This window comes from Planococcus glaciei (assembly GCF_900099655.1).
Classification (GTDB): Bacteria; Bacillota; Bacilli; order Bacillales_A; family Planococcaceae; genus Planococcus; species Planococcus glaciei.
This window is the reverse complement of the sequence record NZ_FNDC01000010.1, coordinates 55,654-78,234: the sequence shown is the minus strand read 5'-3', so window position 1 is coordinate 78,234 and position 22,581 is coordinate 55,654. Positions and strand designations below refer to the sequence as shown.

General features: G+C 46.4%; 19 protein-coding genes and 1 other annotated feature. Of the genes, 6 read left to right on the top strand and 13 right to left on the bottom strand.

The annotated features are described in order from the left end of the window. Positions 1-38: 38 nt before the first annotated feature. Positions 39-884, bottom strand: a complete 846-nt coding sequence (locus BLQ32_RS12750) for an STAS domain-containing protein (RefSeq protein ID WP_036804883.1) — start codon at positions 882-884, stop codon at positions 39-41. A 226-nt stretch (positions 885-1,110) separates the two neighbouring features. Here BLQ32_RS12750 and BLQ32_RS12745 point away from each other — a divergent pair, with 226 nt between their 5' ends. After that, positions 1,111-1,917, top strand: a complete 807-nt coding sequence (locus BLQ32_RS12745; RefSeq protein ID WP_074510599.1) for a cobalamin-binding protein — start codon at positions 1,111-1,113, stop codon at positions 1,915-1,917. Between the two features lie 48 nt (positions 1,918-1,965). Here BLQ32_RS12745 and BLQ32_RS20220 read toward each other — a convergent pair whose 3' ends face one another. Then, positions 1,966-2,853 (bottom strand): general stress protein, encoded by an 888-nt coding sequence (locus BLQ32_RS20220; protein WP_083335332.1) that lies wholly within the window; start codon positions 2,851-2,853, stop codon positions 1,966-1,968. A gap of 160 nt (positions 2,854-3,013) precedes the next feature. Here BLQ32_RS20220 and BLQ32_RS12735 point away from each other — a divergent pair, with 160 nt between their 5' ends. After that, entirely contained in the window at positions 3,014-3,457 is a 444-nt protein-coding gene (locus BLQ32_RS12735; RefSeq protein ID WP_074510598.1) for a hypothetical protein, read from the top strand. Between the two features lie 44 nt (positions 3,458-3,501). Here BLQ32_RS12735 and tyrS read toward each other — a convergent pair whose 3' ends face one another. Then, a complete protein-coding gene (gene tyrS, locus BLQ32_RS12730) occupies positions 3,502-4,767 on the bottom strand; it encodes a tyrosine--tRNA ligase (protein WP_074510597.1) in 1,266 nt (421 codons plus the stop codon). Positions 4,768-4,814: 47 nt separating this feature from the next. Further along, positions 4,815-5,003: a binding site (T-box leader), on the bottom strand. Between the two features lie 107 nt (positions 5,004-5,110). Between tyrS and BLQ32_RS12725 the strand changes: the two genes are divergently transcribed. Then, positions 5,111-8,092 carry a transglycosylase domain-containing protein gene (locus tag BLQ32_RS12725; RefSeq protein WP_074510596.1) on the top strand — a complete coding sequence of 994 codons (2,982 nt, stop codon included), beginning with the start codon at positions 5,111-5,113 and terminating at the stop codon, positions 8,090-8,092. A gap of 59 nt (positions 8,093-8,151) precedes the next feature. Here the strand turns inward: BLQ32_RS12725 and acsA are convergent, their stop codons facing one another. Continuing rightward, positions 8,152-9,870: an acetate--CoA ligase gene (gene acsA, locus BLQ32_RS12720; protein WP_074510595.1), complete on the bottom strand. Its 1,719-nt coding sequence runs from the start codon at positions 9,868-9,870 to the stop codon at positions 8,152-8,154. Positions 9,871-10,039: 169 nt separating this feature from the next. Between acsA and BLQ32_RS12715 the strand changes: the two genes are divergently transcribed. From BLQ32_RS12715 to BLQ32_RS12705, 3 genes are read left to right on the top strand one after another with little or no spacing between them, the layout of a single operon-like run. Then, positions 10,040-10,672: a GNAT family N-acetyltransferase gene (locus tag BLQ32_RS12715; protein ID WP_074510594.1), complete on the top strand. Its 633-nt coding sequence runs from the start codon at positions 10,040-10,042 to the stop codon at positions 10,670-10,672. 21 nt (positions 10,673-10,693) lie between these two features. Continuing rightward, entirely contained in the window at positions 10,694-11,338 is a 645-nt protein-coding gene (locus BLQ32_RS12710; RefSeq protein WP_074510593.1) for an acetoin utilization AcuB family protein, read from the top strand. After that, positions 11,308-12,486, top strand: coding sequence for an acetoin utilization protein AcuC (locus BLQ32_RS12705; protein WP_175557114.1), 1,179 nt, complete (start codon positions 11,308-11,310; stop codon positions 12,484-12,486). The genes BLQ32_RS12710 and BLQ32_RS12705 overlap by 31 nt, the downstream gene beginning before the upstream one ends. A gap of 50 nt (positions 12,487-12,536) precedes the next feature. On the opposite strand, the gene ccpA is transcribed toward BLQ32_RS12705, so the two are convergent. The 9 genes from ccpA to BLQ32_RS12660 form a co-directional block, all read right to left on the bottom strand. Continuing rightward, on the bottom strand, positions 12,537-13,532 hold the full coding sequence (ccpA, locus tag BLQ32_RS12700) for a catabolite control protein A (protein WP_036804899.1): 996 nt from the start codon (positions 13,530-13,532) through the stop codon (positions 12,537-12,539). Between the two features lie 189 nt (positions 13,533-13,721). Then, positions 13,722-14,807 carry a bifunctional 3-deoxy-7-phosphoheptulonate synthase/chorismate mutase gene (locus tag BLQ32_RS12695; protein ID WP_036804901.1) on the bottom strand — a complete coding sequence of 362 codons (1,086 nt, stop codon included), beginning with the start codon at positions 14,805-14,807 and terminating at the stop codon, positions 13,722-13,724. A 169-nt stretch (positions 14,808-14,976) separates the two neighbouring features. Continuing rightward, positions 14,977-15,306 carry a bacillithiol system redox-active protein YtxJ gene (gene ytxJ, locus BLQ32_RS12690; RefSeq protein ID WP_036804902.1) on the bottom strand — a complete coding sequence of 110 codons (330 nt, stop codon included), beginning with the start codon at positions 15,304-15,306 and terminating at the stop codon, positions 14,977-14,979. A 16-nt stretch (positions 15,307-15,322) separates the two neighbouring features. Continuing rightward, complete coding sequence (locus BLQ32_RS12685; protein WP_074510592.1) at positions 15,323-16,246, bottom strand: YtxH domain-containing protein; 924 nt, start codon at positions 16,244-16,246, stop codon at positions 15,323-15,325. A 29-nt stretch (positions 16,247-16,275) separates the two neighbouring features. Further along, positions 16,276-16,767, bottom strand: coding sequence for a DUF948 domain-containing protein (locus BLQ32_RS12680; RefSeq protein WP_036804904.1), 492 nt, complete (start codon positions 16,765-16,767; stop codon positions 16,276-16,278). 138 nt (positions 16,768-16,905) lie between these two features. Then, positions 16,906-18,219: a UDP-N-acetylmuramate--L-alanine ligase gene (gene murC, locus BLQ32_RS12675; protein WP_036804906.1), complete on the bottom strand. Its 1,314-nt coding sequence runs from the start codon at positions 18,217-18,219 to the stop codon at positions 16,906-16,908. 155 nt (positions 18,220-18,374) lie between these two features. Then, positions 18,375-21,107: a DNA translocase FtsK gene (locus tag BLQ32_RS12670; protein WP_074510591.1), complete on the bottom strand. Its 2,733-nt coding sequence runs from the start codon at positions 21,105-21,107 to the stop codon at positions 18,375-18,377. A 6-nt stretch (positions 21,108-21,113) separates the two neighbouring features. After that, entirely contained in the window at positions 21,114-21,722 is a 609-nt protein-coding gene (gene ytpR, locus BLQ32_RS12665; RefSeq protein WP_074510590.1) for a YtpR family tRNA-binding protein, read from the bottom strand. After that, the gene (locus BLQ32_RS12660) at positions 21,719-22,534 is read right to left on the bottom strand and encodes a DUF1444 family protein (RefSeq protein WP_053165402.1); all 816 of its coding nucleotides are present in this window, start codon (positions 22,532-22,534) and stop codon (positions 21,719-21,721) included. The genes ytpR and BLQ32_RS12660 overlap by 4 nt, the downstream gene beginning before the upstream one ends. Positions 22,535-22,581 lie beyond the last annotated feature (47 nt).

Below are 22,581 nucleotides of genomic sequence, written 5' to 3'. Positions count from 1 at the left end.
AAATCCTTCGCCGATTCGGCAAAGGATTTTCAAGACTGCTATTGCACAAGCTGGACACCGTTTTCTTTCAATGCCTGGGCAAGTGAGTTATACACTTCGATATCCGTGAATTTGATGCCGAGATGCACCGCCGTTTGAGCGATGACCGGACTGATTCCCGATAAAGCGGTTTTGACGCCGATGATTTTCAAACCCGTAATCAATTGGAATACTTGCTGTGCAACCATCGTATCAATGATCGGCACACCGGATAAATCGACGACCAGCCGCTCCAGATTATGTTTCGCACATTGTTTCAACGTCTTTTCGAAAATGATTTGGGCCCGGTGTGTCGTAATCTCTCCCACTAGCGGCAAGAATCCGGAGCTTTTCGTCAGAAGAATCACTGGCGCACTCATTTCCACAATCATCTGCTGCTGGTTTTGCAGGCGTTCCTGGGCGACCCTTGTATTTTGTGCAGTAAATTCAAGAATGACTTTCCCGATGGTTTCAACAATCGCCAGATTCCATTTGCTTAATTGTTCAAAAGTGACTTTTTCTTTATGCTGGGATGCAAATTCTGCAATCGTCTTAAGGTATTGCTGCTGGGTGCGGAAAAATTCCTCGATAACCACGACGATCGGTGTTTTTAAATGTCCGTCGTCTGTAGCAATTTCCTCAATCCAATCTTGAAATTCCTGCGAAAAGTCCTGCTGGTTTTCGGAAAACATCGAACAGAACAACACATGGAAATCATGATTCTGGCGTTTGAGGTTTTCTATTTCTTCGGGGTTTTTTGTACTGTAAATCCCCCGTTGGTTCTTATCCAAAGTTCCATACCATTGTTCAGTCATTTCCCATGTACGTTCACGCAAATATTCATGCAGTTGTTGATTTTCCACCATTTTCTCTTCCTCCTGCTCAAGCCTGTACCTTCACCGGCTATATTGCCTGTTAAAGCCGGTTGCAGCCTGCCTTCAACTACTTATTAACCATCATAATACATTGGCCTTTCGCTTGCATTAATTCACTCAAAAAATTTATTCTATTTCAACTTATTTGAAGAGTTAGGCTGTGCCCATTTGGTTCTATAACGCTTTATGCTAAACTGAAAAAAACGGAGGTGCAGTTATGAGAATCGTTTCAATATGCCCAAGCAATACCGAACTGCTGGCTTTTTTAGGGGCAGAAAATTTACTGGTCGGCATCGATGATTATTCAGACTGGCCGAGCCAAATCACTGCCTTGCCGAGGCTCGGCCCTGATTTAGCGATTCGGATGGATGAATTGGAAGCATTAAAGCCGGACCTGGTGCTTGCTTCACTCAGCGTGCCGGGAATGGAGAAAAACGTAGAAGAGCTGGTCCGCAGAAAAATTCCGCATTTGGTGCTGAATCCACAAACACTTGAAGAAATCGGCCAGGATTTATTGGCTGTCGGACAAGCCTGCGGCATCGATGCGCACCCGGTACATACGGAGTTTCTGTCAGTCATTGAAGACATCAAGAACCGTTCATCACTAGCAGAGAGCCACCCGTCACTTTACTGGGAATGGTGGCCCAAGCCCATTTTCACGCCCGGCAGCGTGAACTGGCTGACGGAAATTAGCCACATTACCGGGGCGCGCAATGCATTTGAAGACGTCGCTTCCGCAAATTTCCAGACGGATTGGGAAGACGTTCGGCAGCGTGACCCTGATTATATTCTGCTTGCCTGGGTCGGCATCATGACTTCAAAAGTAAAGCCTGAACTGGTCCGAAAACGGCCCGGCTGGAATGAAATGAAAGCTTATAACCACATTCACATCATGGAGGAGGAACTGTATTGCCGCCCTTCTCCCCGTCTCATTGAAGGGGCGATTCGATTGGGCAAACTGATTCATCCTGAATTATACAGCGATTTGGAATTGCCGCGATTCATACGCGAAAAACAGACATAATAATGGCGAACCCGGGAATACGGGTTCGCCATTTTACTTGAAAATTGTTTACAATCCTGCTTGTCCTCTTTTATTCGGGCGATCCAAATCGTCATCCAACCCGGCGTCGCTGTCGCTGCCTAAAGCTGAATTGCGGTCGCCTCTAATGGTTGAACTGCGCTCATCGCCAATAAGTGGATCCTGATTATGGTTAAGCGCCGAACTGTCGCGAATCAGTCTGTCTTGCGAGTCACGCTCACTGATATAAGTTTCACGGGTAGTTCCGGATTCCGCATCACTGCTGCTGATATAAGCGTCTTTCGTTGAACCGATATCTGCATCCCTGCCGCTTGTTGAATCGAAGGAATTTCGGTTGCCGCCAATGCTTGAATCACGGTCATAGGTATCCGAATCTCTTGTAATTCCAGAGCTTGTACGATCCGTCGTGTACGTTTCCCGCACCACTCCACTACTGGATTCTTGTCCACTTATGAAACTATCGCGGTCGTTGTGATCTGGAATCGAGCTGTTGCTGTCATCCACTAACACAAGAATTCGGCCTTCTTTAAATTGGGTTTCGTATTCCTGGGCCTCATCTTCGGGAATCCCCAGGCCAATTAAAGCACCGGCGAGTCCGCCGACTCCCGCACCTGCTGCTGCTCCAGTAAGCCCGGCTACAATCGGCCCGGCAGCTACAATCGGCCCAATGCCTGGAATGGCAAGCGCTCCGATGCCCGCAAGTACACCGCCCAATCCGCCTAGGGCTCCTCCTGTAACCGCGCCGGTAGCTGCGCCTTCACCTGCATGCGTTCCTGTTTCTTCCGTTACGTTACGCGTTTCCTCTTTGTCTTTACTGAGAACCGAGATATCCTCTGAACGATATCCTTGTCTTTTAAGGTCTTCAATTGCATCGATTGCTTCATTCTCTGAATGGTAAGAACCAACTACTTTTGACATTCTTAAACGCCTCCTCAGTTTTTGAGCAATGGAAATGCTACAGTTTCAAAATACCCTTCTGCCATGCCGCTAAACATGAAATCATTTCCTCATATTGCATTGGCATTAAGAACCTGTAACTTTTCTTTTACATTTTGCGTCTATCATTATAAAGGGAGGAGTGATTTTTCTGATCAGGAATTTTGCAATTCTTTTGTGTGCAGTTTTGTTGTTGATCGGCTACAACTACATCGCTTCTCCTCCAATGCCTTCCGTTAAAGCTGAGGGCAGAATGGTCGCTCCTACGCCAGGTTCTTACTGCTGGGAAAGCGCGTTGAAAGCCGAATGCGTCGACATGGCTTATGCAAGTCCTTGGGAACAAGGGCTGAAGAAAGCGCCGGCAACCGTTAAAGCCGGCGTCGATATATTCGTTGATTTCAATAAGCAACCCCTTCCCGGAAGTTTAAGGGCTGAACTCTGGTCAAGCGAAACAGACAGCAAGCCGGCTCTCTTACAGAACGGTATCTTTACCGCTCCGAAAGTTCCAGGAATCTATATCTATCACATCTTTGCCGATTGGGAACAAGGCAGCGGCAATTACGCCTTTTCTATAGAAGTAAAATGAAAAGCAGCCAGGGGCTTCCCGGCTGCTTTAGTCATTTCTTCTATTTATTGAAACTGCACCATATGGTATTTTTTCTTGCCGCGGCGCACAATGGCAAAGGCATCTTCCAACCGGTCTTTCTCGTCAATGACGTATTCCAAATCGGTCACTTTTTCGCCGTTCACTGAAATGGCGCCGTTTGTCACATCTTCTCTTGCCTGGCGTTTTGAAGACGAAATGCCGGCTTCCACAATCAAGTCGACAATGCTTTTCGGCTCTTTCACCATTTCAACAGAAGGTACATCTTTAAATGCCGCTTTCATTTCTTCAGCAGACAAAGCTTTCAAATCTCCGCTGAACAATGCTTTGGTGATGCGCTGTGCATCTTGGAGCGCTTCTTCACCGTGGATCAACTTCGTCATTTCTTCCGCCAGAACCGTTTGTGCTTTACGCAAATGCGCTTCTGTTTCCACTGATTCTTGCAATGCTTCAATTTCTTCACGCTCCATGAACGTGAAGATTTTCAAGTACTTGATTACGTCGGCATCCGCCGTGTTAATCCAGAACTGGTAAAACTCGTACGGCGAAGTCTTCTTCGCATCAAGCCATACGGCTCCGCCAGCCGTCTTGCCGAATTTCGTGCCATCCGCTTTCGTTACCAGTGGAATCGTAATGCCGTATGCTTTCGCCTCTTCATCGTGTGTTTTGCGGATCACTTCAAGGCCAGAAGTGATATTCCCCCATTGGTCCGATCCGCCGATCTGAACCCGGCAATTGTAATGATTATATAAATGGTTGTAGTCTATCGCCTGGATGAGCGTGTACGTAAACTCGGTGAACGAGATGCCGCTTTCCAAGCGGGAAGCTACAGATTCTTTTGCCAGCATGTAATTGACGGAAATCAGTTTCCCGTAATCCCGCAGGAACTCGATGACGCTCATCTCGCCAATCCAATCGCGGTTGTTGACCATGCGTGCCCCGTTCTCTGAATTAAAATCAAAAATACGTTCCATTTGAACTTTGATCGCATCTACGTTTTTATCAATCTGTTCAGTAGATTGCAACTGGCGTTCTTCGTTGCGGCCAGACGGATCTCCAATCATCCCGGTCGCTCCGCCGACAAGCAGAATCGGCTGATGGCCGTGCATCTGGAAACGGCGCAAAGTCAATAAAGGCACGATATGCCCAATATGCATGCTGTCAGCAGTTGGATCTACCCCACAATACAGGGAAATTTTTTGTTCATCCAGCAATTTCGCCATGCCTTCTTCATCGGTCTGCTGGTACAGCAGACCCCGCCATTTTAAGTCTTCAATCAATCCGTTGCCCATTCCAATTCCTCCTCAATGAAAATAAAAAAGCCCCTGCATGAATTTCATGCAGGGACGCTTTTGCGCGGTACCACCCAGCTTGGAGACTTAAATCTCCCGACTTCATGTGCCATACGGGGCACTTCCGTAAACTCCAAGCCTGTAATTCAGCCGCTGCGCTTTGACCGGTTCACACCTTCCACCGGCTCTCTGGACAAAGTTCGCACGCCCTACTTCGGACTCTTCTTCGTTTAAATATGAAAATATATTAGTTAGTTTACTTCAATCTGGCATATTGTCAATCTTTTTCGTTGCAATTCACAGAATATGCTATAATAAAGCCAGATTTAGGAGGATGATTACAGTGCAAGATAAGGTGAAAAATGTTCTCAGGAAAACTGAAGAAACTTTAAATAGATGGACCTCCGCAAAGTGGTATAAACGGCTAAGCATCACGACAAGCGTCTTTTGGAACTTGGCCATTCTGCTGGCGATTATCCTTGTCGCAGGCGGTGTATTTGCCGCTTCTGTCGGAGCCGGTTATTTTGCTTCTTTAGTGGACGAAGAAAAACTTCGGACCCCTGATGAAATGCGCGGAGAAATTTACAGCTACGAAGAAACGTCCGAGATGTTTTTCGATAATGATGTCTATATCGGAAAAATCCAAACTGACCTGGAACGCAAAGAAACCCAATTGGACAAAGTTGCAAAAACTGCGATTGATGCGGTTCTCGCTACCGAAGACGAGTACTTTTTGGAACATGAAGGCATTGTGCCAAAAGCGATCCTTCGCGGATTGTTCCAGGATGTATCCAATTCCGATAGCCAGACAGGCGGATCTACGCTGACCCAGCAGCTGATTAAAAACCAGATTTTGACGAACGAAGTGTCCTATGAACGGAAAGCAAAAGAAATTCTGCTTGCCATGCGTCTTGAGAAATTCATGTCTAAAAATGAGATCATGGAAGCTTATCTGAACATCATCCCTTACGGCAGAAATTCTTCCGGCGCCAACATTGCCGGAATTGAAACTGCAGCGAACGGATTGTTTGATAAATCGGCGAGTGAATTGAGTTTGCCGCAGGCCGCGTTTATCGCCGGAATTCCAAAAGCCCCTTTCCGCTATACCCCTTATTCTTCAGGCGGTGAGTTAAAAAATGCGGAAGGCTTGCAGCCTGGCATTGACCGGATGAAAACAGTATTGTTCCGGATGAAAGAAACCGGCTATATCACGGAAGAAGAATACAATCAGGCCGTCGCTTATGATATTGTGAAGGACTTCCGCAAAGATGAACAGCGTTCATATGAGAAATATCCGTATATCACCGTCGAACTTGAAAAACGGGCATCACGCATCATTATGGACGTGCTTGCCGAGCAAGATGGCGTTGATCCAAAGACCCTTGAAGAAAACAACAAAATTTACGAGGAATATGCAATTTTAGCTGACCGGGCAGTCCGCTCAAACGGCTACCGCATCCACTCGACCATCAACAAAGATTTGTACGATGCCCATGAAAAAGCGAAAAATGCTTACAAAGGCTACGGTACGACTTTAACGGTTGAATCGACCAATGAAGAAGGCGAAGCCGTCATGAAAGAGCTTCCTGTCCAGGTCGGCAGTATGATGATTGAAAACAAAACCGGCCGGATTTTAAGCTTTATCGGCGGTCGTGACCACGCTGTGGAGAAATTGAACCACGCGACGCAAGCTTACCGTTCCATCGGCTCTACCGTAAAGCCTTTGCTTGTATACGGGCCAGCCCTTGAATTCGGCGCAATCGGCGCGGGCAGCCCCGTAGTCGATGTTAAATTCACTTTAAATGACAACGGCAAGGCTTGGACGCCTGCCAACTTTGTTCCGACGAGCGAGCAAGGCATCATGCCGGCGCGCGATGCACTGGCACAGTCCCAAAACTTGCCTGCCCTCCGCCTATATGGCCAAATCAGAGAACAAATGCCGATCAATTACTTGATCAATTCCGGATTCTCAACAGTCGTTGAAAACGAAAACTACAATGCTTCTGCTGCTTTAGGCGGCGGGATTGAAGGTTCTGTAGAAGAATTGACCAGCGGCTACGCCGCAGTTGCCAATGGCGGCAAAAAAGTGGAACCGTTTATGATCGAACGCATTGAAGATGCAGACGGCAACGTAGTGTTTGAACACAAAGCCGAAGAGAAAGAAATTTACACGCCGCAAACAGCGTACATCTTAACGGATATGCTCCGTGATGTGTTTGACACGGATCGCGGTACCGCAAACCGTGCAAATGGATTGCTGGACTTTAGTGCTGATTTTGCCGGCAAGACCGGTACTACTCAGGAAACAAGAGATGTTTGGCTGGTTGGCTATAACCCGAATGTCACGATGGGTGTTTGGCTGGGTTATGACAGAGAAAAATACTCTCTTGATAATTTCCGGAATACCAATCTGCAGCCTTCCGTCCGCGTGAACCAATTGTGGGCGAGCCTAATGAATACGACTTATCAAGTTGCTCCAGACGTAGTGGGAGCTAAAGAAACATTCAAAGCGCCAAAAGGCGTCGTCACCCGTTCGTTCTGCAGCATTTCGGGCCTTGCGCCGGGAGGCGGCTGTTCATCAGCCGGCCTTGTCGAGTCTGACTTGTTCAACGAAAACGTCATGATACCGAAAAAAGCGGATGACAGTTTGACGTCGGGATCTTATACAACCGTCAACGGCAGCCGTTACCTGGCTCTAGACAGCACGCCAAGAGAATTTGTTACAAGCGGCGGCGCTGGAGTGTCCCAAGCATATATTGACCGCATGCTTGCTCCGTTCGGCGGAGATGCGGGGAAACTATTCCCTGGAAACTCCAGATTTTCAAGAGTCGTGTCGGGAGCATCATTGAAACATGATGGAGTCGCTCCATCAAGTGTCAGCGCTAGCATTAGCGGAACGACAATTACTTGGAGCAACTCACCTTCCAATGATATTGTCGGCTACCGGGTATACCGCAGCGGCGGCGGCTCTTTGGCTTCCATCTCTGAATCTCGCGGCAACTCCTTTAAAGTACCGGGTGCGGGCAGCTATTATGTAGTAGCCGTCGATATCACCGGCAAGCAGTCTTCTGCTTCCAATACGGTAAGTGTCGCAGCACCAAAACCGGAACCGAAACCGAAACCTGCGCCAAAAGAGGAAGAGAAAAAGGATGAACCGGATACTCCACCGGTAGATGAACCGGAAGAAACACCGGAAGAACCAGCAGAACCTGAGGAGCCTGCTGAACCGACAGAACCGGAAGAACCAACAGAACCGGAAGAGCCTGCTGACGAACCAGCTGAACCGGAAGAACCGACAGAACCGGAAGAGCCTACTGACCCATAAGTAAAAAAGACACGAAGAAACCCCAGTTGAAAACTCAGCTGGGGTTATTTTTTGGTTTCTTAATCTTCCATTGTAGACAAATCGCCTGTTGGCAAATCTAATTCCCACGCTTTCAAGACCCGGCGCATGATTTTACCGCTTCGTGTTTTCGGAAGCTTGTCTTTGAACTCAATTTCTTTTGGAGCAGCGTGGGCTGCCAAGCCCTTTTTCACAAATTGCTGGATGTCCTGAATCAGTTCATCCGACGGCTCGTAGCCTTCATTTAAAGCGACAAACGCTTTAATGATTTCCCCGCGGACCGGATCCGGCTTCCCGATGACCCCTGCTTCTGCAACTGCCGGATGCTCTAGCAATTTGCTTTCCACTTCAAATGGTCCTACGCGCTCACCCGAAGTCATGATTACATCATCCACCCGGCCCTGGAACCAGAAATAGCCTTCTTCATCCATGTATGCCGAATCTCCTGAAACATACCATTGATCGTTCAAGAAATACGATTCGTACTTAGACGGATTGTTCCAAATCTGGCGCATCATTGAAGGCCAGCCTTTTTCAATGGCCAAGTTCCCCATCTGGTTTGGCGGCAGTTCTTTCCCTTGATCATCCACAATGGCCACTTTAATGCCCGGAACCGGTTTACCCATCGATCCTGGCTTAATTGCCATAGAAGGGTAGTTGCAGATGGTCTGGGCTCCTGTTTCCGTCATCCACCATGTATCATGGATCCGTTTGTCGAATACTTGTACGCCCCAGCGCACCACTTCGGGGTTCAACGGTTCACCGACAGACAAAACATGGCGAAGCGTCGACAAATCGAATTCTTTCACCAACGCGTCCCCTGCTCCCATCAGCATACGGAAAGCGGTCGGTGCACTGTACCAGACAGTGACGCCAAAATCTTCGATGGCTTTATACCAGCCTTCCGGAGAAAAACGTCCACCCAATATGACCGTAGTTGTGCCAGTCAGCCAAGGGGCGAATACGCCATAAGCCGTTCCAGTCACCCAGCCCGGATCGGCTGTGCACCAATAAATGTCCTGCTCCTGCAGATCGAGCACCCATTTGGCTGTCTGATACTGCTGTACCATAGCATATTGCGCGTGAAGAACGCCTTTCGGTTTGCCGGTAGAACCGGAAGTATAGTGCAGTACCAACCCATCTTCTTTATCGAGCCATTCAATATCGAATTGATCCGAAGAACCGTTCAAGTGCTTCGTAAAATCAACAAACTTGCCGTCTTCTTCAATATTTTCGCCGACTAAGAAAATGGTCTTTAGGTTTGGCAGGCGGTCGTGCGGGATGCGCGCCAACAGCTCCGGCGTCGTAATGATCGCCTTGGCATCGCTGTCATCCAAACGGTCATAGATTGCACCTTCCATGAAGGCTTCAAACAATGGACCGACAATAAGGCCCATTTTCAACGCACCAAACATGGCAAAATACAGCTCCGGCGAACGCGGCATGAAGATAAACATGCGGTCCCCTTTTTCCAGTTCCGAATGCGCTTTCAATAAATTAGCAGCCCGGTTGGTCATGCGCTTCATTTCATAAAACGTATAGGACTCGTGGCGGTTCTGATCTTTGTAGTAAAGAGCTACTTTGTTTTTGCGGTCAGAGTCAGCATGCCGGTCAATGGCTTCATGCGCCATATTCACTTTGCCGGTCTCATACCAACTGAATTCTTTTTCCACTTCAGCCCAATCAAAGGCTGCTGCAACTTCTTCGTAATTATGTAGATGATGCTCCCCTTGCGTTGCCGGTATCAATTCCACTTTCATCCAAATCACCCTTTCGCATTGATTCTCTTCCATTCTACAACATTCTGACAATTTAATGCGAATAATTTTAACTTTTTAGAAAACTGCCTGTTTTTGTTAATGTATTTTCACTACTCTACTTCCTTTTCATGTATAATGTACCTAATTGTACCCAACAGGCGGTGAAATGATGGAACATAAAAAGACGTATAATGCCATGGAGTTAGAGACAAAGCACGGCACAATCATCATTGAAGGGCCGATTCCATCCAGTGAATTGAAAGCGCTTGATTTCCACGAAGATCTGGTAGCGTTTCGGCAACCTGAACAACAGCATAAAGCCATTACAGAAATTGCCGATTTGCCTGAAGGCCGGATATTGATAGCCCGGGACCAGAACATGATTGTCGGCTATGTCACTTTTCTTTATCCCGACCCTTTAGAGCGGTGGTCGGAAGGGAAAATGGAAAACCTTATTGAGCTTGGCGCTATTGAAGTCATTCCTAAATTCCGCGGCACCGGCGTCGGAAAATCCTTGTTGAAGGTTTCAATAATGGATGACGCATTTGAAGATTTCATTGTCATAACTACCGAATATTACTGGCATTGGGATTTAAAAGGAACAGGCTTGAATGTTTGGGAATACCGAAAAATCATGGAAAAAATGATGCAGGCCGGCGGGCTTGAATATTATGCAACCGATGATCCGGAAATCAGTTCCCACCCCGCCAATTGCCTAATGGCAAGAATCGGCAAACGGATCGATCCTGAATCCGTCCAGAAATTTGATCAGCTTCGCTTTATGAACCGTTATATGTATTGATACGAAATAAGGGGTGTTTCCATGTTAATTGAAGAAATTATGAAAACCGATGTATATACGCTGCAGCCGAACCAAACCGTCCAAGACGTCGTCGATTTGTTTGAAGAAAAGCGGATTCGCCATGCACCTGTTGTAGATAATGGCAAAGTCGTCGGAGTGGTCACCGAACGGGATTTGAAAGACGCCCTTCCTTCCCGATTTTCTGTTTCGCCTAAAATTAATGCATACGAAAAATTGGTTTCTGAAATTATGGCAAAAAACCCCATTACAGCTCATCCATTAGATTTCGTGGAAGAGTCCGCTTTAATCTTTTACGAACAAAAAATCGGCTGCCTGCCTGTAGTCAGCCAGGACAAATTGGTTGGATTCCTCACCGAAACGGATTTATTGTATAAATACATTGAATTGACAGGCGCTCACCAACCCGGTTCCCATATCGAAATCCGGGTGCCTAACCGTTCCGGCATTCTTTATGAAGTATCAAAAGTATTCTATAACCAGCATGTCAACGTGTTAAGTGTACTCGTCTACCCCGATAAAAAAAACAGCTCCAACAAAATTCTGGTTTTCCGTGTACAAACCATGAATCCGCTAGCCATTATAAACGACTTAAAAAAAGAAGGTTTTGATGTCTTATGGCCAAATACACCACAAATGAACGAATAAAACATGCTGTTTTTGTCTATTCAGAAGATCAATTGGGGTATAAATTTTCTGATACGCATCCCTTCAACCAGAAAAGGCTCGTATTGACGATTGATTTGCTCCAGAAAATGAATGCGCTTCCAGAAAATTTAGTAGTTCCGGCGCGTGTCGCTACCGACGAAGAGCTTATGCTTGCCCATGATCCGCGTTACATCGAAATCGTAAAAAAAGCGAGCCGAGGAGAAATTTCTCCGGAAGCCGGAGAAAGCTATGGCATTGGAACGGAAGATACACCCATCTTTGAAAATATGCACGAAGCCAGTGCCCGGCTGGTCGGTGGCACTTTGACTGCTGTGGATTATGTTATGGAGGGAAAAGCGCAGCATGCGTTAAACCTCGGAGGCGGCCTTCATCACGGCTTCCGGGGGAAAGCCTCTGGTTTTTGCATTTACAATGACAGCTCAGTCGCCATTAACTATATGAAGAAAAAGTACGGCGCCCGCGTGCTTTATATCGATACCGATGCCCATCATGGAGATGGCGTCCAATGGTGTTTTTATGACGATCCGGACGTTTGTACCGTATCGATTCACGAAACCGGCCGCTACCTGTTTCCTGGCACCGGCAATATCAACGAACGCGGCAGCGGCCAAGGCTACGGCACTTCTTTCAATTTCCCGATCGATGCGTTTACTGAAGACGAATCTTTCCTGGAAATCTACCGCACAGCGATGAAAGAAATTATCGAGTTTTTCAAACCCGATGTAATTCTGACCCAGAATGGTGCTGACGCCCATTATTTGGACCCTCTCACCCATCTATACGGCACAATGAACATTTATCGGGAAATACCCCGTATTGCACACGAACTGGCTCATGAGTACTGCGAGGGGCGCTGGATTGCAGTAGGCGGAGGCGGTTATGATATTTGGCGCGTCGTTCCAAGAGCATGGTCTTTGATTTGGATGGAAATGAACGATATGGCCTTGCCGACAGGCGATCTGCCGGAATCCTGGCTTTCCAAATGGCAGCCGGAATCTCCGGTGCCGCTTATCGGTACCTGGGATGATCCGGCCAATATGTATCAAGCCATTCCCCGCAAAGAAGAAATTACCGATAAAAACCATCAAATGCTGAACAAGGCTTTGTATATGATCCGCAATGCTTAATAATTGAAAAAGGAGCTATCCCAGATTTTTCTGGGATAGCTCCTTTCGGTTTAAGCGTTTTTCGTCGACGCGCGTTCTTCGATTCGGTATGGAAGGATGACCTGTTTTTCTTCAATCTCTTCCCCGTTCATGTATTTTGTCAAAAGACGCATGGAAACGGCTCCGATATCATAAAGCGGCAAAGCCACTGAAGTCAGCATGGGTCTCGCCATGCGCGCTAATTTTGAATTTTCATAGCTGATGATTTCAACATCTTCAGGAATCTTTTGGCCATTCGCTTCTACGCCATGAATTACGCCAATCGACATTTCATCGTTGCTGACAAAATACGCCGTTGGTTTCTGCGGCGCCAAAGTATTCACTGCCTCAATCGCTTCATCGTATGAATTATCGCATTCAATCACAAGCTGCTCATCAACTTCGATGGAGGCATCTTCCAGCGCCTGTCTGTAGGCTTTCAACTTGTCTTTATTGACTTTGGAGCTGAATAACCCTGAAACAAAAGCAATTCTTGTGTGGCCGTTGTCAATCAGCTTTTTCATTGCTTCGTATGCTGCCCCGTAATAATCGATATTTACAGAAGCGATTGCATTGGAATCATCAATCGATCCAGCTAGCACAATTGGTGTTGGAGACCGTTTCATTTCATAAAGAAGTTCACTTGAAATAACATCGCTCATGAAAACAATTCCATCCACTTGTTTCCCTAGCATTGTTTCAAGCAATTGAAGTTCCTTGTTTTCATTCTGATCCGAGTTCGACAGAATGATATTGTAGCGGTACATTGTGGCAATGTCCTCAATTCCACGGGCAAGTTCGGCGTACATACTGTTGGAAATATCCGGAATGATGACGCCGACCGTGGTAGTTTTTTTGCTTGCTAATCCTCTGGCTACTGCATTAGGGCGATATCCAAGTTCTTCGATTACTTTCAATACTTTTTTCCGTGTAGCAGGTTTTACATTTTGGTTGCCATTGACTACACGTGAAACGGTAGCCATGGAGACATTTGCTTCTCTAGCTACGTCATAAATTGTAACAGTCACGGTGCGCCCTCCTTTCCTATATCTTTTATCATACGACAAAAACTTTCGTGATATCAACTAAAAATAGGATTCTGTATGATTATACGGTCATTATTTGTCGAACTTCAGCAGTTTCAAGGGAAATTCCTGAAATTCTCTTCACACTTTATACACAAAAGAAAAAGCCGGGGGTTGCCCGGCTTTTTGGAATTACATTTTCAATTCGTATTGCTTCATGAATTTCATCAAAGCGTCGTAGTATTCGTCGAATTGGTTTAAATCCATTTGCTGGGCTGCATCGGATAATGCAACGGCTGGGTCCGGATGTACTTCAGCCATTACTCCATCAGCACCAATTGCAATGGCAGCTTTAGCAGCTGGAAGCAGCAAGTCGCGGCGTCCGGTAGAGTGAGTAACATCTACAAATACTGGAAGATGCGTTTCTTGCTTCAAGATTGGAACTGCTGAAATGTCCAATGTGTTGCGCGTCGCTTTTTCGTAAGTACGGATGCCGCGTTCGCAAAGGATAATTTGGCTATTGCCGGAAGCGATGATGTATTCAGCAGCATTGATGAATTCATCGACAGTTGCGGACATCCCTCTCTTCAAAAGGACCGGTTTGTTGATTTGGCCAACTGCTTTTAAAAGTTCAAAGTTCTGCATGTTGCGGGCTCCCACTTGGACAACATCCAAGTAAGGCAGTGCATCTTCCAAATGATGAGGCGTAACGATTTCAGAGACAACCGCCAAATTGTATTGCTCGGCAGCCGCTTTCAGCATTTTCAGCCCGTCAAGTCCAAGCCCCTGGAAGTCATATGGAGAAGTACGTGGTTTGTACGCTCCACCCCGGATTAACCGAAGACCTTTCGCGCCGATGGCTTCCGCCACTTTAGAGACTTGCTCTTGGGATTCTACCGCACATGGACCAAAGATGAAGGAAGGCGTGCCATCTCCAATGCGTTCGCCGTTGATTGTAATGATTGTATCTTCGGCTTTCTTTTTACGCGATACCAATAGAGCCTTGCGGTGATCTTCTTCTTGCATATCCAAAGCGGATTTGAAGATTTCTTTAAATATATGGTCAACGGTTTTTTGTGCAAGAGGACCGTTATTATTTTCTTTTAACAGATTCAGCATATGGCGCTCACGCAGTGGATCGTATCGGTTTACACCTTGCTTTTCCTTGATTTTCCCGATTTCTTGGATGACTGCTGCTCTTTCGTTGATAAGAGAAAGGATTTGCAGGTTGACCGCATCAACTTTTTCTCTAAGCTGTTCTAATTCTGAATGGCTCATTCTTTTATTTCCCCTTTCGTGAATCACCTTACTTAGTGAATCATATTAACATAATAGTGTTATTATAAGCAAAGTATTCGATAAAGTCACGCAATTTATTTTAGCGATTCAACGCGCTAAAGTGTTTTCTGCAGCAAAAAGCCGAAGCACCAAGGCTTCGGCTTTCTTTTTAAGCGATAAATTCCTGCATCGATTTGCTTGTAATGTCCCCGTGTGAAGCATGCCAATCAACCGATTGATTCGAAAAATGGAACAGCTGCGGCGATTCGTGTTTGATTCGCGTCAGCGCCTCAATGTTATTCGACAATTCTCGGTCTTCTTGGACTACCAGGAACAAAAATAATTGGTTGGGATGCAGAGAACAATATTCATTGAACTCGTTCCAGGCTGCCGCGGATACTGGGCACGTGCTGCTGTGTTTAAACAGCCAATAATGTTCGGTACCGGACGTAGCCTGTTTTAAACTGTCTAAATCTTGTACACGCACTAGATTCTCCATTGGATCCGCTCCCAGATTATTTCGTTGATTTGTTGTTGCCAGAGTTATTTTTGTTGGAGCTGTTGTTTGAACTATTGCTAGAGCTGTTTTTATTTGAGTTTGAATTGTTGCTTGAACTGTTTTTGTTCGAGTTCGAATTGCTGCTGTTTGTGTTGTTTTTGTTGGAAGTTGAAGCTGCGCTGCTTCCTGTAGTGCCAGAAGCTGTTGAGCTTGTGTTTCCTGTAGAGTAGCCAGTTGAACTGGTTGACCCGGTAGTTCCTGTAGTTCCTGTAGTTCCTGTTGTGCTAGAAGTACCGCTTGTAGTAAACGTGTTGGATTTCTTCTCTTCCTTCACTTCTTCTACGGCCTCTTTCAATGCACTGGCAGTTGAAGCAAATGCTTCGTGGCCGGCTGATTCAGCTTGGTCTACAGAATTTTGGACTGTATTCAGCATTTCAATCTGTTCTTCGCCTTCTGAAGATGCAGTGCCGTCATCCATTGGTGACTGGCCGCCTTTCAGGCTTTTTGCTTTGTCGACCACTTTAGATGACTGCTCTTTCACCTGTTGAGTCAGTCCGCTTGATTTTTCTTTTACTGTATCCGTATAGCCGGACGTTTTTTCTTTCAAAGTGCTTGCATGTGTATTTAAGTCCGTGCGCAATTCCTTGCCAGATTTAGGCGCCAGGAATAATGCTGCAGCTGCACCGATAATACCACCGACCAATGCGCCGATGATGAAGTCTTTTGATCCAGCTTCTTCTTCATAATCGTATAAATCGTCGTAGCGGTTGCCCATGCCATAAGATTGCGGCACGTAGTCCGTTTGGTTAAACGCGCTTTCATTTGCATAGTAAGAATTCTGGTTTGTGTTTTGATCGGTTGGAGAATAGTAGTTTTTATTGTATTGAGACTCATTATAATTTGGGTTTTGGTTATTATTGTTGTTGTTGTTTTGTGTCATCTTACATTCCTCCATTATTGTTGGTTTTGTTAAATCTGGTCGTTATGCGGCAAACGCTTTTGCCCAGGTACAGGTGCATAAGATGAAGACGCGCGCGCCTCATAAATTTTGCGTTCTTTCCATTTGTCGCGGATGCCCATCACTACGTTGCCCCATTGCACAACTTGAGCGATTTTTTCTTCATTGTCTTCCACTTGCGAAGACACGGTAGTCGTAATGCGACGGACAGATGAGTTTAAATCTGTTACTGCATTGCCGACACCTTTTACAGCGTCAACCACCGTATTCAATTTTTCAGATTTCACCTGGATGTCTTCTGCCAAAGCATTTGTTTTGTGCAGCAGGTTCGTTGTTTCCAACGTGACACCCTGTAGTTGATTTTCCAGGCCGGATACAGTGCCTGACACTTCTTTTAAAGTGTTTTTGAGCGAGTTTAATGTCATAGCTAAAGCCACGCATAAAATTAAGAATCCGATAGCGGCAACAATGGCAGCTATGTAAAGCAAAATACTCCAATCCATACTGTTTCCTCCTTCTTTCCCAAAACTGTTATATCTCTTTTCTACCCTACCCTAAGTGTGTCTAAACACAGGGTCTTTAGTTTTATTCCACAAAATCGCCGGAAATCCTGCATAAAAAAAGACAATTTGACTTTAAAGTCAAACTGTCTCCTGAGAAGTGATTAATTTTTCAAAAGCTTCCTGGAACTTGGTAACATCTCCTGCGCCCATGAACAAGTAGACTCCTTGTTCGTGCGATAGCAAAGGGGATACATCGTCGGCCTGAAGCACGTTGCTGCCTTCGATTTTTTCTACAAGATCCTGGATAGTCAAGGTGCCGGCTTTCTCGCGTGCCGAACCAAAAATATCACATAAGTAAACGTGGTCCGCCCCGCTCAAGCTATCCGCAAATTCCTGCAGAAAAGTTTGAGTGCGCGTGAACGTATGCGGCTGGAAAATCGCGATTAATTCACGGTTCGGAAATTTTTGGCGCGCCGACTGCAAAGTGGCGCGGATTTCTGTCGGATGGTGGGCATAATCATCGATTAAAATATTGCCGCCCAGTTCCGTTTGGGTGAACCGGCGTTTTACGCCGCCGTAGTTGGACAATTGCTGCTGGATGATATCCGCAGGTATGTTTTCATAATGGCACAAAGAAATGACGCCAAGCGCGTTCAAAACGGCATGGTCTCCAAACATCGGAATATTGAATGTATGGAAAAATTCATTCCGGATGACTACATCGAATGTTGTGCCTTCTGTGTCTTTTACAACGTTCCGCGCCTGAAAATCGTTTTCCGGGCCGAACCCGTAATAGACGACAGGCACAGGCGCCTGAATTCTTTGAAGGTGCTCATCGTCTCCGCAAGCGATAATGCACTTTTTGACTTGCTGGGCCATTTCTTCAAATGCTTTGAAAACATCATCAATTCCCGTAAAATAATCCGGATGGTCAAAATCGATATTGGTCATGATGGCATAATCCGGATGGTACGCCAGGAAATGGCGCCGGTATTCACAAGCTTCCGCTACAAAATAATGGGAATTTTCTTTTCCGAAGCCTGTACCGTCCCCGATCAAATACGAGACCGGTTTATATCCGTCAAGCACATGTGCCATCAAGCCGGTAGTCGAAGTTTTGCCATGGGCGCCCGTAATAGCCACGGACACATACTGCTTCATCAAATCACCAAGGAAATCGTGGTAGCGAATGATGGTCGCACCCAGTTCTCGAGCCTTGACGAGTTCGGGATGCTCGTCATTAAATGCGTTCCCAGCGATGATGGTCATGTTTTCTTGAATATTGTTTTCATCAAAAGGCAGAATGGTGATGCCCCGTTCGCGAAGCCGGTCTTCTGTGAAGAAATGTTTTTCTATATCGGAACCTTGTACGTGCTCTCCCATATCATGCATGATTTGAGCAAGCGGGCTCATACCGGAACCTTTGATGCCGGTAAAATGTAATACTGTCATAAATGAACCTCCTGTGGAAGTTGAAGAATAGTCTATAAATAACGCTGGGCGGATCTATAGCCGTCTACAAATCGTGATCACTCGATTATACCATTTTTCGAATTTAGGATGAAATAACCGATATTTCCTGTTAATTAGTGAAGAAATGGCATTTATTACTGAAATACATCAGCCATGTCATCTTCTGTTATTAAAACAGCGCGGGCTTTGCTGCCGTTTTGCTCGGAGATAAAGCCATGTTGTTCGATCATGTCCATCAATCTCGCCGCCCGGTTGTAGCCGATGTGGAATTTCCGCTGCAATAAGGAAGTAGAGGCGCTGCCTTGCGAAATGATAAAGCGGCAGGCTTCCTCAAACAAATCATCCTGCACATCCGGAGACTCGCTCCGTTTAATCAGCTCTTCTTCTTTGAAGAAGTACTCCGGCTCCCCTTGTTTTCGGACATGGGCAATCACTTCTTCGATTTCGTCATCTGTCACGAATGTGCCTTGGAGGCGCACCGGCGCGGACATGCCGTTTCCAAGATAAAGCATGTCTCCCCTGCCGAGAAGCCGTTCCGCTCCTTGCGAATCCAGAATCGTCCGGCTGTCCACTTGAGAAGATACAGAAAACGCAATGCGCGTCGGGATATTGGATTTGATCAATCCGGTAATGACATCGACTGACGGACGCTGGGTCGCAATGACCAAATGGATTCCGCAAGCACGCGCTTTTTGGGCAATCCGGCAAATGGCATCTTCTACGTCTGAAGGCGACATCATCATCAAATCAGCCAATTCATCGATGACAATCAAGATATACGGCAAGTGTTGCGCGTGGTCCCCTTTTTCTTTAACCAGTTTATTGTAGCGGTTCAAGTCACGGACTCCCACATGCGCAAACAATTGGTAGCGGCGCTCCATCTCCTCAACAGCCCATTTCAATGATGCGGTTGCTGCCTTAACATCGGTAATGACAGGGCTGATCAAATGAGGGATATGGTTGTATGGAGCCAATTCCACCATTTTCGGATCGATCAATAACAGTTTTAAATCACGCGGCGACGATTTATACAATAAGCTCACCAACAGCGAGTTAATGCATACGCTTTTCCCGGAACCTGTAGCTCCCGCAATCAGGCCATGCGGCATTTTGCGCAAATCCAAGGTAACCGGCTTCCCGGTCAAATCGAGTCCCATCGCTGCTTCCAATGGCGATTCCGAATCCTTGAATACCGGACTCCCGATCACTTCGGAAATCCGCACGGGACGGGATTTGCGGTTTGGAATTTCAATTCCGATCGAACTTTTTCCAGGGATCGGCGCCTGGATCCGGATATCTCTCGCGGCAAGCGCCAATTTCAAATCATCCGCCAAGTTGCGGATTTTGCTGACTTTCACGCCTTGGGCGACGGTCACTTCAAATTGAGTTACAGCAGGACCCTGCACGATGCTTAGAATTGAAGCTTGGATCTGGAAGTAGGACAAAGCTTCAATCAGGCGCTCTCCCTGCTCTTCCATCCACGTTTCATCAATCAAATCATTTTCTGGAGGGCGCAGAAAATCAAGCTTTGGGTATTCGTAAGGCGCCGCCGCTTCTTGGACCGGCACTTGTACTGGTTCTTGTACTGGTTCTTGAACAGGTTCTTGAACTGCTTCTTGAACAGGTTCCTGTACTCGTTCTGAAGGTTGTGATGAAGCGATCACTTCAGACATCAACTGCGTCTTTACGTCCAATTTTTTAGCGGGAAGCGGCTCAGATTTTTCTGGTGCTGGCTTATGGTCTAGGACCGCCGACCTTGTTTGGCTGTTTTTTTTTTGGCGTTCTTTGTCGGATTTCAGCATCAATACATTGAACGGCACGGTTTTTTCCCGTTTCGTTTCCGGTTTTGCGGTTGCCTTTATTGCTTTCGGCTTCACAGAATCCGGAGTTATTGGCAATGATTGTTCAACACTTGAAAGTTCCGCTTCCTTTTCCGCTTCAACATCCGGTTGAGCGATAAGAACAGCAGTTTCAGGATTTTCAAAGTTTGTTTGTTGTTGCGGATCTGGAGTTATTTCATTTAATTGCAATTCTTCCGTTTCAAGCAGATTATCCTCAACAAGCGGCTGTTCTTCGACGATCATAAGTTCCGGCTCATGTTCTGCAGCCGGCAATGCAGCTGTTTCGTTAGCGTATGCCACGGTCTCTTTTTCCATGTTCCGGCTCATGTCCGTTTCGTTTATCCGGACATCCTGCGGCGTTTGCTCCGGCTGAATTTTCTTTTCTTCAATCTGGAGCCCTTTTTTCTCTAATGTGCCCATTGCCGGAACCGAATTTGCATCTCCATAGCCATAGACCGGAGATGGTACACGGGTTGGCTGGAAACTGCGGGTTTTCTTAATCGGCTGCGTGTCGACATGACGGTTTTTCGTAAATTTCGGCGCTTCATACGGCTGAGTTGCCGGACGGGACGGCTTTGGTGCTACCGGCCGGGCAGCAGGCGGCTGTGCTGCTCTTGGAACTCTAGGCGCCGCTGCTCTTGGAATCGGCTTTTTAGCCGGCTTTGACACCATATAGGCTTCTGCCATAGGCGTTGATTGTTTGGGTGCTTCATAATCCGGCAAGTAAGGCTGGGCAAGGTCATGGCGCCGATTCTGGTTTAACGCCGGGCTGTGCGGTCTGCGCTTCGGAGCGGTATGAAGAGCCTCCGCTTTTGGTTTTTCCCGTTTCACTGGTTCTGCCAGGCGCCCCCGAGGATTTTGCTTTAAGAAAGCTTCTTTTTCTGTATCTGTTATGACTGGAAAGCGGAACGGCGATTTCTTCGGCCGGACATCGGGTTCCGTTTCCTGCTCCGGAGCCACTTCAATTATTTCTTCATCCGTGTCTTGGAAAAACAAACGATCCCATAGATTTTTAATCCAACTCATTTTGCGTCACGCCTTTACTTCAAATGCGGAACCTGTTTCTGCATCTTCCGGCAGAACAAGAATTCCTTTTTCTTGTGGGGCATCCGGCAATGCCAATTCTTTTGCAGAGCAAATCATGCCGCTTGACGGAACTCCGCGAAGCTCGGCATCTTTGATCACCATTCCAGACGGCATAACAGCGCCGACTTTGGCAACGACCACTTTCTGGCCTTGATCGATATTCGGGGCTCCGCAGACAATCTGCAATTCCTCGCTGCCGATTGAAACCCGGCAAACGCTTAGTTTGTCTGCATTAGGATGCTTTTCTTTCGCTTCCACGTAGCCGATGACAAATTTTGGAGACAGATCGACTTCCAGCGTTAAATCTACCCCGTTCTTTTCCAGGGCATTTTGCAAGGCTGTCACCAATTCTTCAGATACGTCTACTGAAGCTGCCTCACCCAAATCCATATAGGTAGAAGCACTGAATAAGTTGAATCCGGCAATGTGGCCATTTTCGTCTTTGATCAACGTGACATCGTCCATTTGTTCTGTGTGGATTTTTTCAGGAGTTTCTGTTTCAAGTTGAACCAATAGAACATCGCCTATTCCGTGTTTGTTGTAGAATGCATTCATTTTTTATCGTTCTCCTTGTTTTGTCGATTTTTGGCCAGGATGAAAATCGGCTCCAATTCTCCATTTTCGTAGATGAATGACAATGAAGTGATCGGCACTTTGCCGTTAGTGAAGAAATGCATGGCCATCTGGGCCAATACATCGTAACCCGTTTCGTTTCGGATATCGCCGATGATCAGCACATCCTGGTGCGGCACTGATACCGTCATATCGCCTGTTATTTTTGCTTTCATGTCTTTAAGAAAAGTTTCATTTAAGATACGCGAAGCGTCGTAGCCGTCGTTTTCATTTAGAAAATAAAACACATTGCCCGCGACTTGGTCTTCTTTCACAGCTGTTTTCAGTTTTCTGACCTGAAATTTGGCAATTTCCTTCAGCTGCTCTACGGTGAGACTTAATGAATTTAACATATTTTCATCAATTAAGCGATAGGTGGTTCCGGCATCAAGGGCATAATATACCCGCGTTTCCGCTGTATGCTCGGATGTAACGAATTTATGGCCTTCATTGGATTCTGTCGGGAACGAAGTCGAGCGGATGACCGGGTAGATATGCTCGGACGATTGAAGCTCACCTTTTGCCTCTTTCTCCATCGCATCGAAGGTTTCCGTAATCGTATAGACGATTTCCTGGATAGCGGCTTCGCCTTTAGCCTCATAGCGGTTAATGACTTGCGGCACGCCAAGCGTCATTCCTTTTCCAATGCCTTTATGGCGGATATGCAGATTATTTTTTTCGCGGTCATGCCGCCATTCAAGCTGTTCGCTCGGCATCCGTTCTTTTAAGAGGTTGATCAGTTCAGTCGGTTTCATCTAAAAATCCCTTCTTTCAAAAATAAACGGCTCTGCCAGAAGTGGCG